Consider the following 16,403-nt stretch of genomic DNA (forward strand, 5'->3'; position numbering starts at 1 on the left):
GTCCGGGCATAACTTCAGAGGGTAAGGATAAGAAAATGAGAAAGTTGATGGTTGCAATGATGGCGAGCGCGATGTCGCTTGCATCGGCCCATGCGATGGCCGCCGACAAGGTGGTGCTGCAGCTGAAATGGGTCACGCAGAGCCAGTTCGGCGGTTATTACGTCGCCAAGGACAAGGGCTTCTATAAGGAAGAAGGCCTCGACGTCGAGATCAAGCCGGGCGGCCCCGATATCGCCCCCGAGCAGGTGATCGCCGGCGGCGGCGCCGATGTCATCGTCGACTGGATGGGTGGCGCCCTGGTTGCCCGCGAAAAGGGCGTTCCGCTCGTCAACATCGCCCAGCCCTACCAGAAGGCGGGCTTGGAAATGGTCTGCCGCAAGGACGGTCCGATCAAGACCGAAGCCGACTTCAAGGGCCACACGCTCGGCGTCTGGTTCTTCGGCAACGAGTATCCCTTCTTCGCCTGGATGAACAAGCTCGGCCTATCCACAGAAGGCGGTCCGAACGGCGTCACCGTGCTGAAGCAGAGCTTCGACGTGCAGCCGCTCGTCCAGAAACAGGCCGACTGCATCTCCGTCATGACCTATAACGAATACTGGCAGGCGATCGATGCCGGCTTCAAGCCGGAAGAACTGACGGTCTTCAACTACACTGAAATGGGCAACGACCTTCTCGAAGACGGCCTCTATGCGATGGAAGACAAGCTGAAAGACCCGGCCTTCAAGGAGAAGATGGTCAAGTTCGTCCGCGCTTCGATGAAGGGCTGGAAATATGCCACCGAGAATCCCGACGAAGCCGCCGAGATCGTCATGGACAATGGTGGCCAGGACGACAACCATCAGAAGCGCATGATGGGCGAAGTCGCCAAGCTGGTCGGCGACAGCTCCGGCAAGCTGGACGAGGCGCTCTATGCTCGCACGGCAAAGGCACTGCTCGACCAGAAGATCATCAGCAAGGAGCCGTCGGGCGCCTGGACGCACGACATCACCGACGCCGCTTCCAAGTAGTTTCGGCAGGATTGCGAAGCGAAACGCGCGGGAGATTTCCGCGCGTTTCGTCTTTTTCTAGAGCATGATGCCAAAAACTGTCCGCGGTATTCGGACGAAATTCTCTATCTATTTGATTTAGATGCTGATTCAGATTTCCAGTCAGTCGGCCTAAATCATCTGCATCCAGCAACCGAAAAAAATGCCTTGCAACTGTCGCATTTATCGGGCGTCAAACGTCTTAGGGATGAGCGCGATCAATCTTCGTAATGTTGACATAACCTTGCGGTGATTGATTGACGTCGGAATGGTAACTATTATCGCCTAATGGGGAATTGTTTTCTGCCGGACTTGTAGATCGAGCAAATCGATACCACCTACAAGCCGAATTTGCCGGCGAGGGATGAAGACGGCAAAGGATCGGCGGATACCTCTGAGAATGCAGGAAGGGCAGTGGCCTGATCGCGCGCTGAGTGGCAGACGCTCGAGTTCGGCCAACCTTATCATAAGATTGGACGAAGACGCATGGCACGCAAGCCGACTGGAATTCTAGGCGCCTCTACTCTTTTTGCAGCGGCACTTGCTGCATCCACCGCATTTTCGCAGGAAGCGCCGGTCACAAAACCGCAGCAGAACCTGCCGGCGATCGTCGTCACCACGGCGGTGAACCGCACCCTCGTCGACCGTGTCATCGGCACCGGAACGGTCAAGCCCGTCGAAGAAGTCTATATCCAGCCGCAGGTCGAAGGCCTCTCGATCCGCACGCTGAAAGCCGATATCGGCGACAAGGTTCAGGCCGAAAGCACGTTGGCGACGCTCAACGATGACGCAGTGGTCCTGGAAAAGAGCCAGATGATGGCGACAAAGGCCAAGGGCGAGGCAAGCCTCGCCCAGCTGCGCGCCCAGCTCATCGAGGCGCAGGCCAATGCCGAACAGGCAAGGCAGCAGCAGGCCCGCGCTCAGGAAATGGTCAAGAAGGGCACGGTTTCCACCGCCCAGGTCGAACAGGCCGATGCGACCGCCGCCGCAGCCAATGCCCGCGTCGTCTCCGCCGAACAGGCGATCGAGGTCTCCGAAGCCGATCTCAAGGTCTTCGACAGCCAGATCGCCGATGCGGATTTGAAGCTGGCGCGCACCGACGTGAAGACGCCAGTCGCCGGCACGGTCTCGGCGAAGAACGCCAAGGTCGGCGCCATTGCCGCCGGCAACGGCGATCCGCTGTTCACCATCATCCGCGACGGTGATATCGAGCTTGTCGCTGAGGTCGCCGAAAGCGATGTCGTCAGGATCATGGCCGGCCAAAAGGCGACGATTTCGCTTTCCGGCAGCCGTGAGAAGCTTTCCGGCGCCGTACGCCTGGTTTCGCCGACCGTCGATCCGGTCACACGCCTTGGCCTCGTCCATATCTCCATCGATGATGACAGCAAGGCGCGTTCAGGCATGTATGGCAGCGCCGAGATCATCGTGCGCGAGACTGAAGGCGTAGCGCTTCCCTTGACCGCAGTCCTCACCGGCAACGAAGGCTCCTCCGCCCGCAAGGTCGAGGACGGCGTGGTGAAATTCGCCAAGATAGAGACCGGCATTCAGGACGGCGCCTATGTCGAGGTCATCGATGGATTGAAGACCGGCGACGAGGTCGTGGCCAAGGCGGGCGCTTACGTCCGCGACGGCGACCACATCACGCCGGTGCGTGAACAGCCCCCGGCTTCCAACTAAAGAGACCATCCGATGAATTTTTCAGCCTGGTCCATCCGAAATCCCATTGCACCACTGCTGGCCTTCTGCCTGCTGGTGTTCATCGGCATGCAGTCCTTCAACGCGCTGCCGATCACGCGCTTTCCGAACATCGACGTGCCGCTCGTTTCGATCAACGTGACGCAGAGCGGCGCTTCGCCGGCCGAGCTCGAAATGCAGGTGACGAAGGAGATCGAAGACGCGGTGGCCTCCATCACCGGCATCGACGAAATCCAGTCGACGGTGACCGACGGCAGCTCGCAGACCGTCGTCATGTTCCGGATGGAAGTGCCGACCGAACAGGCCGTGCAGGACACCAAGGATGCAATCGACCGCATCCGCAGCGATCTGCCGACTACGGCCGAAGCACCAATCGTCTCCAAGGTCGATGTCGAGGGACAGGCGATCCAGACCTTCGCCGTTTCCTCGCCTGCCATGTCGCTGGAAGAACTTTCGTGGTTCGTCGACGATACGATCAAGCGTTCGCTGCAGGGCCAGGCCGGCATCGGCCGTGTCGACCGTTACGGCGGCGCCGAGCGCGAAGTGCGCATCGAACTTACCCCTGACAAGCTCAATGCCTACGGCATCACCGCCGCGAGCGTGAACCAGCAGCTGCGCGGCACCAACATCGACCTCGGCTCAGGCCGCGGCCAAGTGGCGGGAAGCGAACAGGCGATCCGTGTTCTCGGCGACGCCCGCAACGTCGCCGACCTCGCCAACACGACGATCGGCCTGCCGAACGGCCGCTTCGTCAAACTATCCGATCTCGGCGTCATCAAGGACACCTATGAGGAGCCGAAATCCTTCTCGCGCTTCAACGATACGCCAGTCGTTACCTTCGGCGTTTTCCGCTCCAAGGGCGCCAGCGAGGTCAGCGTCGCCGAAACCGTGGCGCAGAACCTCGACAAGGTGCGGACCGAAAATCCGAATGTGAAGATCGAACTGATCGACGATTCGGTCTATTTCACCTACGGCAACTACGAAGCCGCCATCCATACGCTCCTCGAAGGCGCGCTGCTCGCCGTCATCGTCGTCTTCCTGTTCCTGAGGAACTGGCGCGCGACGCTGATTTCGGCAATCGCCCTACCCTTGTCCGCGATCCCGACCTTCTGGATCATGGACATGATGGGTTTCTCACTGAACCTCGTCAGCTTCCTCGCTCTGACGCTCGCCACCGGTATCCTTGTCGACGATGCGATCGTCGAAATCGAAAACATCGCCCGCCACATCAAGATGGGCAAGACGCCCTATCGAGCGGCGATCGAGGCGGCTGATGAAATCGGCCTTGCCGTCATCGCCACCACCTTCACCATCATCGCCGTTTTCGTGCCCGTTTCCTTCATGCCGGGCATTCCGGGCCAGTACTTCATCCAGTTCGGTCTGACCGTCGCCTTCTCTGTCTTCTTCTCGCTGATGGTGGCGCGCCTGATCACCCCGATGATGGCCGCCTATCTGATGCGCGCCGAAGACGCCATGGAAGACCATCACGACAATGACGGCCTGCTGATGCGCGGCTACACCCGTCTCATACGTGGCACGACTGGACGCTGGTACACGCGTTATGCGACGCTGATTGTCGCGTTCGCTTTTCTGGTCGGCTCCGTTTTGTTGCTGATGCAGGTTCCCGGCAGCTTCCTGCCGCCGGAAGATGCCTCACGCATCGTTCTTTCCGTCGAGCTGCCGCCCAATGCACGCCTTGACGACACCGAGAAGACGACGGATGCGATCTATGACAGGGTCAAGGACATCAACGGCGTCGATAGCGTCTTCGTCCTCGGTGGCGCATCGCCGAAGGGCGATCTCGAACTGCGCCGTGCGACCATCACGCTGGCACTCGATAAGCTCGACCAATCGCTGGTCAAGAAGATGGTCAACGACGTGATCGGCCGTATCCCCGTCATTGGCCCGAAACTGCCGAAGGTGGAGGTCCACGGCCGAGAACGCCCGCAGTGGGATATCGAAAAGGAAGTCTTCGCCAAGCTGCGCGATATTCCCGACGTCCGGATCCTGAAGCTCAATGACCGCGGCGAACGCGACCTCTCCTTCAACTTCCTTTCCAAGAGCGACAAGGACCTGAACGACGCCGTCGGCATTCTGGAATCCAAGCTGCGCGCCGATCCGTTGCTTGCCAATGTCAGCGCCGACGGCTCCCTTCCCCGCCCGGAACTGCAGGTTCACCCGCGCATGGATGAAGCCGCCCGCCTCGGCATTACGCCGCAGCAGATCTCCGAGACGATCCGCGTCGCCACCATCGGCGATGTCGATGCCGCCCTTGCCAAGATCTCGCTCGACGATCGCCAGATCCCGATCCGCGTTCAGGCCGCACTCGACATGCGTCGCGATCTCGCGGCCATCCGGACATTGAAGATCCAGACCGCCAGCGGCGGCACCGTTCCGCTCGCGAGCGTCGCCAATATCGACTATTCGGAAGGGGTAAGCTCGATCAAGCGCAACAACCGCTACCGCGTCGTCTCGATCGGTTCCGACCTGCCGCAGGGCGTAGCACTCGACACGGCTTCGGCCCGCTTCCGTCAGATCGTCAATGACGCCAATATCCCGGCCACGGTGCACCTTGCCGAAAGCGGCGACACCAAGGTGCAGAGCGAGATGCAGCAGAGTTTCGTCAACGCCATGTTGATGGGCCTGCTGCTGGTGCTGACGGTGCTGATCCTGCTCTTCAAGGACGTGATCCAGCCCTTCACCATCCTGTTCTCACTGCCGCTCGCCATTGGCGGCGTCGCAGCCGGCCTGATCCTCACCAGCAATCCGCTGTCGATGCCTGTCATGATCGGCATCCTGATGCTGATGGGTGTCGTCACCAAGAACGCCATCCTGCTCGTCGATTTCGCAATCGAGATGCGTCATCAAGGCATGCCTCGCGTCGAGGCCATGGTCGAAGCCGGCCGCAAACGCGCCCGGCCGATCATCATGACCTCGATCGCCATGTCGGCGGGCATGCTGCCTTCCGCGCTCGGTGTCGGCGAAGGCGGCTCGTTCCGCGCGCCGATGGCGATCGCGGTGATCGGCGGCATCATCGTCTCGACTGTGCTCTCGCTCGTCGTCGTGCCCTCCTTCTTCCTGATCATGGACGATCTGTCCCGCCTGCTTGGTTGGGCTTTCGGTCGCCTGGTCGGCAGGAAGGACAACGAGGAACTGCCGCTGTCGCGCGAGGATCTCACCCGTGTCACCCGGGAGAACCGCAGCGAGATCGATTCGCTGGAGGAGCGCCTGACCGCAATCGAAAAGCCGGAAAGCAAACGCAAGAACGCCAAGAGCAACGACACCAACGTGCTGCGGCTGCCGCCCTTCGCGGCGGAATAAGCAAAACCCAGGAAATGAACGGGCCGGGAGCGATCTCCCGGCCCGTTTCGTTTTTGCTGTTCATTTCTTAGCGTTGACCGAAATCAATTCCGCCATCGTCTCCTTCCCGTATTTTGCCCGGCAGCCATAAGGAATTGAAAGACCGGCCATATCAGGAGACCGGGAGATGAACAGAACGCTGACATTCAACGGCCATGAGGCCGCTGTCCTCGCCAAGGCTGACTTCATGGCCGGGCTCGACCACGACGAGGCTGAAGTCCTGCGCGCCTGCGCCACCATTCTCCTCTGCGACCCGCACGACGTTCTCTTCGAGGAGGGCGACAAGGCGGCCTATTTCTATTGCGTGCTCAGCGGTTATGTCAGGCTCTATCGCCACAACGGCGACGGCAGGCACGCCGATATCCGCATCTGCGAGCCCGGTGACAGCTTCGCCGAATGCCTGATCCACGCCGACGAAACCTATCGCACCGGCGCGCAGGCGATGGATCATGCCGTGCTGGCATGCTTCCACATTCCCAAGGTTCGTCTGTTGCTCGAGGAACGGCCGCGGATCGGCAAGGCGATCATGCGCAGCCTGTCACTGCATCTGATCTCCACGATGGAATGCCTGGCAAGCGACCGCATGCAGACGGCGCCGCAGCGCGTGGCGCACTATCTGCTGACCCATTGCGTTGAGAACGGCGCGACCGTTTCGCTGCGGCTGCCCTTTCCGAAAAATCTGCTCGCCCGGAAGCTCGGTCTCGCGCCGGAGGCGCTTTCGCGCGCCTTCTCGACGCTGAAGACGAAAGGTGTCACGGTGCGCGGCCGGGCGATCGCCATCAGCGACGTCAACCTGCTGCGGCAGGTCTGACCGCCAAAATCATCCCGCTTTAGAGCCCGCCCTGCTCCCTGAGGAAGCTGACGATCGAACTGACGCCGTCGCCGCGCTTCATGTCGGAGAAGACGAAGGGGCGGCTAGCACGCATGCGCGTCGCATCCCGGTCCATCACCTCGAGATCAGCGCCGACATAGGGCGCCAGATCCTTCTTGTTGATGACAAGCAGGTCCGATCGGGTGATGCCGGGGCCTCCCTTGCGCGGGATTTCCTCGCCCTGGCAAACCGAGATGACATAGATGGTGATATCGGCAAGATCAGGCGAAAAGGTCGCCGCCAGATTGTCGCCACCGGATTCGATGAAGACGACGTCGAGATCAGGGATCCGCTGGTTGAGGCCAGCAATCGCCTGCAAATTGATCGTAGCATCCTCGCGGATGGCGGTATGCGGGCAGCCGCCCGTCTCGACGCCGACGATGCGGTCCGAAGTCAATGCCTGCATCCGCACCAGCGCCTCGGCATCCTCTGTCGTGTAGATATCGTTGGTGACAACGGCGACGGAATAGTCGTCGCGCATCGCCTTGCAGAGCTTTTCGGTCAGCGCCGTCTTGCCCGAGCCGACCGGCCCGCCGATGCCGACACGCAAAGGTCCGTTTCTTGATTTCATATGCCTTACTCCAATCGAACCCCGATGATAACGAAGCCGCCCGCCCGCGCCACCGTCAAATGACTTAGAGCGCCTGTTTTTCTTCGAATCACGGAAGCGCTCTATCTCTTGGTTTTCACGCAATTCCGGACGCAAAACCGCTGCGCACTTTTGCTGGAATTGCTCTGACCGCAGCGATAATTTCGGACGATCACGAACGGAACAGCCGCGTCGCCTGCGTCTCGTGGCGCAGGCTGGCAATATCGGCCTGCACCGTCGCCGAACCCAGATCGTCAAGCGTCGAGGCTGCCGCCCGCCGGGCGACCTCCGTGATATGGTCTTCGAGACCGGCAAGCACGGTAACGCCATCCCTCTGCCCGGTGACACCGAGGCGGATGCCTGATGAAACCGCTTGTGAGACATAGGCATGCAGGAACGCGGCGAGTGCCTTCTCGGGCTCTATGCCATGGGCGCCCGTTACCGCCCCGACCGCAATGGGATAAGCGACCTTGTCGGGTAGCCGCTCGAACACCCCGTCCGGCCAGGCCCGCGCCGCTGCGAGAAAAGCCTCGCCGAGCAACATCGTTTCCTGATGCCGCTCGCGTGATCCGGCCAGCGCCTCGGCGAGTGCAGCGATCTCGGCAAGGCGTGCGGGTTCTGCCTGTTGCCTGTGGCTTTCGGCCAGAAGCACCGCATCGTTCCAGGCCGAACCATTGCCGACTAGTGTGCCGATCCAGGCCGCAAGCGAGGCCGCATCCGTAACGAGCCCGTCGGCAACCGCCCGCTCCAGCCCGCCCGAATAGGCAAAGCCGCCGATCGGAAAGGCCGGGGAGAGCCATGCCGTCAGGCGCAGCAATGCCTGCAGCTCACGATCCCTGTTCATCAAGGCTCAGTCGTGCTTGTGGTCATGATCATGACCGCGATCGTGGCGGTGCTCATGCTCATGCTCGTAGCCATGTTCGTGATCATGGTCATGGCCGTGATTATGATCATGCCCGTGGTCATGCCCGTGGTCATGATTGTGATCGTGATCATGCCCATGCGAATGCCCACCTTGGGAATGATAGGCGCCGCGCGCCGGCTGGAACGGCTCGTCGATCTCGAGGACGACGGCGCCGAGGCCCTGCAGCATGGTGCGGATGACATGGTCGCGGAGGATGACGATTCGGTCTTCCTCGATCTGTGCGGCAAGATGCCGGTTGCCGAGATGCCAGGCGAGCTCTACCAGATGCGTGCGGTCGCGTCCGCGAACCTCGAAGAGCTTCTCGTCGGCGGCGAGGATCTCGATCAGTTCGCCGTCGTCGCGCACCAGCAGGTCGCCATTGGCGAAAAGCACCGGATCCTTGAGATCGAGCATGACCATCTCGCCATTTTCCAGATGCAGCAGCTTGCGGCGCAGATGGCGCAGATCATGCGGCAGCTTGACCTGGGCGATTGGGTGGGAGGAAGGGGTTCCGGCGGGAAGATAGGAGGTGACGCGCTGCATGACATGTCCGTTTTTCTGAGAGGACGACCATGCAAAATAGCTCTTCCCGATGCAAGCACCAATGGCCTTTCGTCTAAATCAAAAAATAGAGCATGATGTCGTCCGAAAACCGCAAACACTTTTCGGCATCATGCTCCAGACCTGGCTTTTATATTCCGTAAGCCTGCATCACATTGTCGCTCTCCGGTCCTTTGTTCTCGCCATCGACGCCGTTATCGACGAGCCCGTGCCAAGCGTGATGCAGACCTTCCCGTTCGTGTACGACGCGATTGCGCCCGAGCGCCTTGGCGAGATAGAGCGCCCGGTCGGCGGAGGCATAGACCGCCTGCTTGTTGCGCCCGGCGACGAGATCGGCAACGCCGCCGGAAACGGTGATGCGGATATCGTGCCCCTCGGCCCTGATGGCGCCGCCGGCGATCCGGGCTCTGACGCTTTCGATGCGCTCCATCCGCGCCTCCAGCGGCTCCCCGGAGACGATGACGCCGAACTCCTCCCCACCCAGCCGTGCGACGACGGACATCTCATCGAAGGCGGATGTGAGCATGGCCGAAACGGCAATGATAACGGCATCGCCACACCCATGGCCGAAGCGGTCATTGATCGTCTTGAAACGGTCGACGTCAAAAATCACCAGCGACGCGTTGCCATCGGTATTCTCAAGCGCCTCGGTAAAGGCGCGCCGGTTGAGCAGTCCGGAAAGCGTATCCGTGCGGCTGAGCTTTTCGAATTCCGCCCGCGAGAGCGCGAGATCGCGCATGGCAAAGCCGGCAAACAGCGACAGCATGCCGGAAACCGTACCGCCGATCAGCCAGGAAAAGATTGCGCCGAAGCCGATTGCATGGGCGAGCGTCACCGGCAGGAGCCCGAGAAGATCGAGCGACGGCATCGTCAATGCGATAATGACTCCCGAGAGAATAACGGCGAGAAAAGCCATCTTCAGGGCGAAGACATAGACGTTCTTGCGGTATTGAAGATCGCTAAAATCGGCCTGCAGCGAAATCCAGTTTCTCATCAGAATCAACCTTCCTGCTCGGCGTTTCCAGGCATTGATAAGAGTCCAATTGCTGCGGGTGTCTTAATCGACTCGTTAAGATTCGAACGGTGTCGGACGAATCGGTGGATAGAACTTTTCTAGCAGGGGATGCAGTTTTCCAATCTCTGAATCGAACAGCGCAGAGAGACACTTAAATTACTGATATAAAAGAGATTTATTGATCCGCGTGGGGCAGCTGTTCCAGAATGGTTTAGCTGGGAAAAACATCGGCTTTTCCATCGATTTTTACAACCATATGGAGAGCGCTATTCACAATTCGCTTTAAGAGCGGACTGGCTCTACGGCTGCTTCAATTGTAGACAGAAACTGACAATCGCAATGCTTGTGGAATCGGGCTCCATAAGCCGGTTCGAAGCCCAGCCGAGCGCAGGGCGGCGGCGCTCCAGGTGTTGCAGCCGAAGAGAGCGTTGAAGTATCCCCTGGCCTCGAAGAAACGGTCGATCTCGCCGTAACCGGCATCCGGAATCGGCACCACCGCGCCCGCGTCGCGCACGAAGCTGTCCGAGATAAAATTGCGCAGCTGCGCTAATTGATCGTCACTGACATTGAATGCCGCAACAGTCGGCTGCGGCTCGGTGATATGACCGGCAAGGTCCACATGCAGCACTGAACGGTCGATCGTCAGCGCGCGCAACACCGGCAGCGGCTTCAGTTCCGCCCAAGTGGGAGTTTCCAGATAGAAGGCACGACCGCCCCAGCCGATAATGAGCCACTCCGCATTCGGATGGCCGAGCGGAAAACCGGTATCGTCAAGGAAGGAAAAGGCAGCCCGCGTTTCCGCGTCGAGCGGAATGGCAATATCGGTATGGATCGGGCCTGACAGCAGCAGGATCCGATGCGTCACTGCGGCAGACGACGCCTTGACCGGCGCAATCAGCGGCCGGGGAATAAGGGTCCCGCAGGCCGCCGAAAGCACGAGCAGGAATACGATCCGCAACAACCAGCGGATGCCTGTCCTCATCGCAACCGTCCATCACGCATCGGACGTAGGCCTAGAACAGAAAATAGCGCTGCGCCATCGGCAGCACCGTCGCCGGCTCGCATGTCAGCAATTCGCCGTTCGCCCTGACCTCATAGGTCTCCGGATCGACCTCGATCTCGGGTGTCAGGTCGTTGTGGATCATCGATGCCTTGGAGATGCCGCCGCGCGTATTCTTCACCGCGACCAGTTCCTTGGCGACACCGAGCCGACCCTTCAGGCCGCCGTCGAGGGCGGCCTGGCTGACGAAGGTAACGGAGGAATTGGTGAGGCTCTTGCCATAGGAGGCAAACATCGGCCGGTAGTGCACCGGCTGCGGCGTCGGGATCGAGGCGTTCGGATCGCCCATCGGGGCGGCGGCGATCGAGCCTCCGAGCAGCACCATATCGGGCTTCACGCCGAAGAAGGCCGGGTTCCACAGCACGAGGTCGGCGCGCTTGCCGACTTCGACCGAGCCGATCTCACGGCTGAGACCATGGGCGATTGCCGGGTTGATCGTATATTTGGCGATATAGCGGCGGACACGGAAATTGTCGTTGTCGCCTTTTTCCTCCTTCAGTCGGCCGCGCTGGCGCTTCATCTTGTCGGCCGTCTGCCAGGTGCGGATCGCCACCTCGCCGACGCGGCCCATGGCCTGGCTGTCGGACGAGATGATCGAGAAGGCGCCGATATCGTGCAGGATGTCTTCGGCGGCGATAGTCTCCTTGCGGATCCGGCTTTCGGCAAAGGCGATATCTTCGGGGATCGACGGCGACAGATGGTGGCAGACCATCAGCATGTCGAGATGCTCGGCGATCGTGTTGACCGTATAGGGACGCGTCGGATTGGTCGACGACGGAATGACATTCGGCTGGCCGCAGATCTTGATGATATCAGGCGCATGCCCGCCGCCCGCCCCTTCCGTGTGGAAGGCATGGATGGTGCGGCCCTTGATGGCGCCGATCGTATCCTCGACGAAGCCGCTTTCGTTCAGCGTATCGGTGTGGATCATCACCTGCACGTCGTATTCATCGGCAACCGACAGGCAGCAGTCGATGGCGCCTGGTGTCGTGCCCCAATCCTCGTGCAGCTTCAGCGAGGTGGCGCCGGCCAGCACCATTTCGGTCAGCGCCCCCGGCAGCGAGGCATTGCCCTTGCCGGCAAAGGCAAGATTCATCGGAAAGGCGTCGGCCGCTTCGATCATCCGCGCGAGGTGCCAGGGACCGGGCGTGCAAGTGGTGGCGAGCGTGCCGTGCGCCGGTCCCGTGCCACCGCCGAGCATGCAGGTCATGCCGCTCATCAGCGCTTCCTCGATCTGCTGCGGCGCGATGAAATGGATATGGCTGTCCATGCCTCCAGCGGTGACGATCTTGCCTTCGGCGGCGATCGCCTCCGTGCCGGGACCGACGATGATGTTTACACCCGGCTGCATGTCGGGATTACCGGCCTTGCCGATCGCGACGATACGCCCGTCCTTGAGCCCGATATCGGCCTTGTAGATGCCCGAATGATCAACGATCACCGCATTGGTGATGACGGTATCGACCGCACCATCCGCCCGCGTTACCTGGCTCTGGCCCATGCCGTCGCGGATCACCTTGCCGCCGCCGAACTTCACCTCCTCGCCATAGGTGGTGAAATCCTTCTCGATCTCGATGAAGAGCTCCGTATCGGCAAGGCGCACCTTGTCGCCGGTGGTCGGTCCGAACATGCCGGCATAGGCGGCGCGCGAGATCTTGTAGGGCATCTATCAGGCTCCTTGGGAGGAAGAGACGAGTGTTTCTCCGCCGAGCCGCGCGAGGCGGCCAGCGGCAATATGGCTATCGACAAGCTGTCGTTCGGCCGCAAATGGGTGCAATTCCCAGCCGACGTGGCCGAAGCCGGCAAGCGTCACCTCGGCCTCGGCGTATGTGTTCAGCACCTCGGCAATGACGATCATACCGCTGCTCGGCACGACATAGGGCGACGGAGAAAACGCCGAAAGCGAGGCATCCACGGACTCGTGAACCGCCTTGCCGATGACGACGTGCTTCTTGCCGGTATCGGCGCAGAAGACACTGAACTCGCCCGTATAGTTGTCACAGAAATCGTCGAGTTCCGGATGCGAGACGGCAAGCGGCGCCCGCATCGCAGCGAATTTTTCCGGGTCGCGCACACTCCAGATTTCGCTAGCCGACACCACGCCCGGATGGGCGCGCCACTCACGCGAACCGAGCATCGCCTTTGCCGGCCTGCCGGTATTGCAGACCGCGACGGCATCCGTGCGGCTACCGCCGGCGCCATAGGAGCGGCAATCATTGAAGCGGATGACGAAATCGGCGGCATCGATGATGCCAGCCCCGCCCTGCTCAATGTCGCCATTGCCGACGATCATGATTTTCCTGATCACCCTAGTTGCTCATCGTATCTTCGAGCTCTCTCAGCTCTTTCGTGCGTTTGTCCGTAATGTTGGCGAGACACCCGGCGACCAGCATCGGCTCCATCGTGCCGCCGCGGGCCTGAAAGCCGAAGGCGTCGCATTCGGCGTCGCGATAATCGATCCAGGCGCGCTGCGCCTTGACCAGCGCCTGCTCTGCGCCCTTCCTGTCGCCATCCAGGTCCTTGTCGATCGCCGCCAGGGCGGCGCGGGTCTTCTTATATTGCGCATTCAACGCCTTGTCGGCGGCCTCATGGCGCCCCGACTCGCAGGCAGTCATGTCCGATTGCGTCTTGGGACTGTTGCAATCGATATCCTCAGCAGAGACAGCACCTGCCGTCAGCAGCATCGCCGCCCCGACGAGGCAGATATTCAAGCGCATGCGTTTCTCCAGACTATAGTTCTTAAAGCTTGCCCATCACCAGCTGACGGAATCCGTAGACCTCGCGCTTGCCGGAAAGCGGGATCAGCGTCACCGAGCGCGTCTGCCCCGGTTCGAAGCGCACCGCCGTCCCCGCCGGAATATCGAGCCGCTTGCCATGTGCTACCGCGCGATCGAAGGAAAGCGCGGCATTGGTCTCGGCGAAATGATAGTGGCTGCCGACCTGCACCGGCCGGTCGCCGGTATTGGAAACCTCCAGCGTCACCGTCGGCGCGCCGGCATTCAGTTCGATGTCGCCGCTTGCGGCAATGATTTCGCCTGGAATCATCTCGTCCTCCTTAAGCCGCCTTGGGCGCGCAGCCCTCGGCTTTCAGCACACGCTTCGTCGACGCCGGATTTTTGGCGAGCATCGCCACCGGCCGAATAGGCCTCGCGACGAGATTGCCACTGCAGTTCGGGCAGACACCCTTCAACACGGCGTCCACGCAATCGGCGCAGAAGGTGCATTCATAGGTGCAGATCCGTGCCTCTGCGCTGTCAGGCGACAGATCTTTGTCGCAGCATTCGCAATTGGGCCTGAGCTCCAACATTCCTATCTCCTCACCGGATTGGTTCGTGCACGGTGACGAGCTTGGTGCCATCGGGAAACGTTGCCTCCACCTGCACGTCATGGATCATCTCGGCAATGCCCTCCATCACCTGGTCGCGGCCGATCACATGGGCACCGGCTTCCATCAGTTCGGCAACCGGACGGCCGTCGCGGGCGCCTTCGACGACGAAGTCGCTGATCAGCGCGATCGCTTCGGGATAGTTCAGCTTGACGCCGCGCTCCAGCCGCCGCCGCGCCACCATCGCCGCCATCGAAATCAACAGCTTGTCTTTTTCTCTCGGAGTGAGGTTCATCGCTTGTCCATCTGCTTGATCGAATGCTGAAGTTCATAGATTCCAGACTTTCGGCACAGGCGCACCATTGCGCAAGACGGAAATGACCGGGATCAGGATTTTTCTGAGTGAGAAGCCGTCGGCTGCGGCAAGGCGGACGACGAGCTTGCCATTCCAAGCGCTCGCACCGCCCATCGATCCTTCGACGAGCGGCCGGACTTTGCCAAGATAGGCTTCTGAAAGCGGCCCGGCATAAAGCAGTGTCGCAAAGGCCACCTGTCCGCCGAGCACGGCCTGTCGCGCCGCCAGTGCCGCCACACCTTCGGAAAGTCTGAGTTCTTCGGCGTGGATCAGTTGACCCGAGCGGCGGATGCGCCAGCGATCGCGGAACAGCCCCGATACCACCGCCTCACCCATCGCCTTGCGGCCGAGCAGCACGGCTTCGACAGCCAGAAATTCGGCGCTCTCGTCAAGATCGACATCCAGCCGGCGGAAAAGTGCGGCCCGGTCGAAGAGGATCGTTTCCTGCGGCAGCCAGTCGACGCGGGCTTGGGCTCCAACCTTGATGCTGGTCGCCACCTCGGCGATGCCGGCCGATGCCTTGTAGATCTTCTCGCAAGCCTGAGTGGTGACGTCGATGCGCGTGCCGGCGCCGGCATCCACGCTCCAATTCATCCGATCGCCGCCCGTCAGCCCGCCAGCGGTATTGATGATGACGGCTTCCATGGAGGCGTCGAAGGTATCGGGCAGGCGGATCTTCGCCGCCCCCTCCTGATAGAGTTCACGGATGCGCGTGCGGCCATCGAACAGCTTTGCCGCCAGATGCCCGCGCCCTTCCGCTCTTTGCGGTCTCGTGCCTGCCGCCGCAATCGTCATATCGTCCCTTTCGGTCGCGCCCCCCGGTTTTCATTCAAGCGCGCAGATAGCGGAAAGCAAGCAATTCCTATGCCGCCCCGAGCAGACCTCTGGCGGCGGCGGAAGGTTTTCCAGGCGCCGCGCCCTCTGCTGCAATATGCGGCATCTGCCGGTCAGACAGTCAGGTGGCGGCGGGCCTCCGGCGTATCCAGCGTCTCGGCAAGCCCTTCATGCACGATTTCGCCGCGGTCCATGATGTAGACATAGTCGGCAAGCTCACGGCAGAAATCGAGATATTGCTCGACGAGCAGGATCGCCATGCCTGTGGAGTCACGCAGATAGCGGATCGCCCGGCCGATATCCTTGATAATCGATGGCTGAATGCCCTCGGTCGGCTCGTCGAGCACGAGAATCCTCGGCCGCGTCACCATGGCGCGCCCGATCGCCAGTTGCTGCTGCTGCCCGCCGGAAAGATCGCCGCCGCGACGTGACAACATCGACTTCAGCACCGGGAAGAGACTGAAGATGTCATCGGGGATGTTGCGGTCGCGGCGGCCAAGCGGAGCAAAGCCGGTTTCGAGATTTTCCTTGACTGTCAGTAGCGGGAAGATTTCGCGCCCCTGCGGCACATAGCCGATGCCCTGCTTGGCACGGGCAAAGGGCGGCAGGCCGTTGAGCTTTGTATCGTTGAAGGTGACGGTACCCGCCGACAGCGGATGCTGGCCGGTAACGGCGCGCAGAAGAGAACTCTTCCCCACGCCGTTACGCCCCAGCACGCAGGTGATCTTGCCCATCTCCGCTGTGATCGAGATGCCGCGCAGCGCCTGAGCGGCACCATAATGCAGGTTTGCGTTTTCGACTGTCAGCAT

17 protein-coding genes are annotated in these 16,403 nt (G+C 61.0%); 4 read left to right on the forward strand and 13 right to left on the reverse strand.

The features are described from left to right. Positions 1 to 35 precede the first annotated feature (35 nt). The 4 genes from G9X67_RS09120 (at position 36) to G9X67_RS09135 (ending at position 6,891) form a co-directional block, all read left to right on the forward strand. Positions 36 to 1,007, forward strand: coding sequence for an ABC transporter substrate-binding protein (locus G9X67_RS09120; protein WP_003542286.1), 972 nt, complete (start codon positions 36 to 38; stop codon positions 1,005 to 1,007). A 504-nt stretch (positions 1,008 to 1,511) separates the two neighbouring features. After that, positions 1,512 to 2,702 carry an efflux RND transporter periplasmic adaptor subunit gene (locus G9X67_RS09125; RefSeq protein ID WP_138386803.1) on the forward strand — a complete coding sequence of 397 codons (1,191 nt, stop codon included), beginning with the start codon at positions 1,512 to 1,514 and terminating at the stop codon, positions 2,700 to 2,702. 12 nt (positions 2,703 to 2,714) lie between these two features. Further along, the gene (locus G9X67_RS09130; protein ID WP_171598526.1) at positions 2,715 to 6,041 is read left to right on the forward strand and encodes an efflux RND transporter permease subunit; all 3,327 of its coding nucleotides are present in this window, start codon (positions 2,715 to 2,717) and stop codon (positions 6,039 to 6,041) included. A gap of 166 nt (positions 6,042 to 6,207) precedes the next feature. Beyond that, entirely contained in the window at positions 6,208 to 6,891 is a 684-nt protein-coding gene (locus G9X67_RS09135; RefSeq protein WP_171598527.1) for a Crp/Fnr family transcriptional regulator, read from the forward strand. Positions 6,892 to 6,910: 19 nt separating this feature from the next. On the opposite strand, the gene ureG is transcribed toward G9X67_RS09135, so the two are convergent. The 13 genes from ureG to urtE all read right to left on the reverse strand — a co-directional run bounded on the left by ureG (position 6,911) and on the right by urtE (position 16,403). After that, positions 6,911 to 7,522 (reverse strand): urease accessory protein UreG, encoded by a 612-nt coding sequence (gene ureG / locus G9X67_RS09140; protein ID WP_003542294.1) that lies wholly within the window; start codon positions 7,520 to 7,522, stop codon positions 6,911 to 6,913. Positions 7,523 to 7,712: 190 nt separating this feature from the next. After that, positions 7,713 to 8,384 (reverse strand): urease accessory protein UreF, encoded by a 672-nt coding sequence (locus G9X67_RS09145; protein ID WP_171598528.1) that lies wholly within the window; start codon positions 8,382 to 8,384, stop codon positions 7,713 to 7,715. A 6-nt stretch (positions 8,385 to 8,390) separates the two neighbouring features. Continuing rightward, positions 8,391 to 8,987: an urease accessory protein UreE gene (gene ureE / locus G9X67_RS09150; protein WP_171598529.1), complete on the reverse strand. Its 597-nt coding sequence runs from the start codon at positions 8,985 to 8,987 to the stop codon at positions 8,391 to 8,393. A 148-nt stretch (positions 8,988 to 9,135) separates the two neighbouring features. Beyond that, on the reverse strand, positions 9,136 to 9,999 hold the full coding sequence (locus tag G9X67_RS09155) for a GGDEF domain-containing protein (protein ID WP_171598530.1): 864 nt from the start codon (positions 9,997 to 9,999) through the stop codon (positions 9,136 to 9,138). 331 nt (positions 10,000 to 10,330) lie between these two features. Further along, a complete protein-coding gene (locus tag G9X67_RS09160) occupies positions 10,331 to 11,002 on the reverse strand; it encodes a TIGR02117 family protein (RefSeq protein ID WP_171598531.1) in 672 nt (223 codons plus the stop codon). Between the two features lie 31 nt (positions 11,003 to 11,033). Next, complete coding sequence (gene ureC, locus G9X67_RS09165) at positions 11,034 to 12,746, reverse strand: urease subunit alpha (RefSeq protein WP_020051336.1); 1,713 nt, start codon at positions 12,744 to 12,746, stop codon at positions 11,034 to 11,036. A gap of 3 nt (positions 12,747 to 12,749) precedes the next feature. Then, a complete protein-coding gene (locus G9X67_RS09170) occupies positions 12,750 to 13,373 on the reverse strand; it encodes a Urease operon accessory protein (RefSeq protein WP_171598590.1) in 624 nt (207 codons plus the stop codon). A 16-nt stretch (positions 13,374 to 13,389) separates the two neighbouring features. After that, the gene (locus G9X67_RS09175) at positions 13,390 to 13,797 is read right to left on the reverse strand and encodes a lysozyme inhibitor LprI family protein (RefSeq protein ID WP_171598532.1); all 408 of its coding nucleotides are present in this window, start codon (positions 13,795 to 13,797) and stop codon (positions 13,390 to 13,392) included. Between the two features lie 22 nt (positions 13,798 to 13,819). Then, entirely contained in the window at positions 13,820 to 14,125 is a 306-nt protein-coding gene (locus G9X67_RS09180; protein ID WP_171598533.1) for an urease subunit beta, read from the reverse strand. A gap of 10 nt (positions 14,126 to 14,135) precedes the next feature. Continuing rightward, positions 14,136 to 14,387, reverse strand: coding sequence for a DUF1272 domain-containing protein (locus tag G9X67_RS09185; protein ID WP_171598534.1), 252 nt, complete (start codon positions 14,385 to 14,387; stop codon positions 14,136 to 14,138). Positions 14,388 to 14,397: 10 nt separating this feature from the next. Continuing rightward, on the reverse strand, positions 14,398 to 14,700 hold the full coding sequence (locus G9X67_RS09190) for an urease subunit gamma (RefSeq protein ID WP_003561955.1): 303 nt from the start codon (positions 14,698 to 14,700) through the stop codon (positions 14,398 to 14,400). Positions 14,701 to 14,733: 33 nt separating this feature from the next. After that, on the reverse strand, positions 14,734 to 15,555 hold the full coding sequence (locus tag G9X67_RS09195) for an urease accessory protein UreD (RefSeq protein ID WP_171598535.1): 822 nt from the start codon (positions 15,553 to 15,555) through the stop codon (positions 14,734 to 14,736). A 152-nt stretch (positions 15,556 to 15,707) separates the two neighbouring features. Further along, positions 15,708 to 16,403, reverse strand: coding sequence for an urea ABC transporter ATP-binding subunit UrtE (urtE, locus tag G9X67_RS09200; RefSeq protein ID WP_138330204.1), 696 nt, complete (start codon positions 16,401 to 16,403; stop codon positions 15,708 to 15,710).

The sequence above is a fragment of the Rhizobium sp. WYCCWR 11152 genome (genome assembly GCF_013087615.1).
In the GTDB taxonomy this organism is placed as follows: Bacteria; Pseudomonadota; Alphaproteobacteria; order Rhizobiales; family Rhizobiaceae; genus Rhizobium; species Rhizobium indicum.

Coding starts and splice junctions, on each gene's coding strand:
- G9X67_RS09120 (WP_003542286.1), top strand. CDS start 36: ATGAGAAAGTTGATGGTTGCAATGATGGCGAGCGCGATGTCGCTTGCA.
- G9X67_RS09125 (WP_138386803.1), top strand. CDS start 1,512: ATGGCACGCAAGCCGACTGGAATTCTAGGCGCCTCTACTCTTTTTGCA.
- G9X67_RS09130 (WP_171598526.1), top strand. CDS start 2,715: ATGAATTTTTCAGCCTGGTCCATCCGAAATCCCATTGCACCACTGCTG.
- G9X67_RS09135 (WP_171598527.1), top strand. CDS start 6,208: ATGAACAGAACGCTGACATTCAACGGCCATGAGGCCGCTGTCCTCGCC.
- ureG (WP_003542294.1), bottom strand. CDS start 7,522: ATGAAATCAAGAAACGGACCTTTGCGTGTCGGCATCGGCGGGCCGGTC.
- G9X67_RS09145 (WP_171598528.1), bottom strand. CDS start 8,384: ATGAACAGGGATCGTGAGCTGCAGGCATTGCTGCGCCTGACGGCATGG.
- ureE (WP_171598529.1), bottom strand. CDS start 8,987: ATGCAGCGCGTCACCTCCTATCTTCCCGCCGGAACCCCTTCCTCCCAC.
- G9X67_RS09155 (WP_171598530.1), bottom strand. CDS start 9,999: ATGAGAAACTGGATTTCGCTGCAGGCCGATTTTAGCGATCTTCAATAC.
- G9X67_RS09160 (WP_171598531.1), bottom strand. CDS start 11,002: ATGAGGACAGGCATCCGCTGGTTGTTGCGGATCGTATTCCTGCTCGTG.
- ureC (WP_020051336.1), bottom strand. CDS start 12,746: ATGCCCTACAAGATCTCGCGCGCCGCCTATGCCGGCATGTTCGGACCG.
- G9X67_RS09170 (WP_171598590.1), bottom strand. CDS start 13,373: ATGATCGTCGGCAATGGCGACATTGAGCAGGGCGGGGCTGGCATCATC.
- G9X67_RS09175 (WP_171598532.1), bottom strand. CDS start 13,797: ATGCGCTTGAATATCTGCCTCGTCGGGGCGGCGATGCTGCTGACGGCA.
- G9X67_RS09180 (WP_171598533.1), bottom strand. CDS start 14,125: ATGATTCCAGGCGAAATCATTGCCGCAAGCGGCGACATCGAACTGAAT.
- G9X67_RS09185 (WP_171598534.1), bottom strand. CDS start 14,387: ATGTTGGAGCTCAGGCCCAATTGCGAATGCTGCGACAAAGATCTGTCG.
- G9X67_RS09190 (WP_003561955.1), bottom strand. CDS start 14,700: ATGAACCTCACTCCGAGAGAAAAAGACAAGCTGTTGATTTCGATGGCG.
- G9X67_RS09195 (WP_171598535.1), bottom strand. CDS start 15,555: ATGACGATTGCGGCGGCAGGCACGAGACCGCAAAGAGCGGAAGGGCGC.
- urtE (WP_138330204.1), bottom strand. CDS start 16,403: ATGCTGACAGTCGAAAACGCAAACCTGCATTATGGTGCCGCTCAGGCG.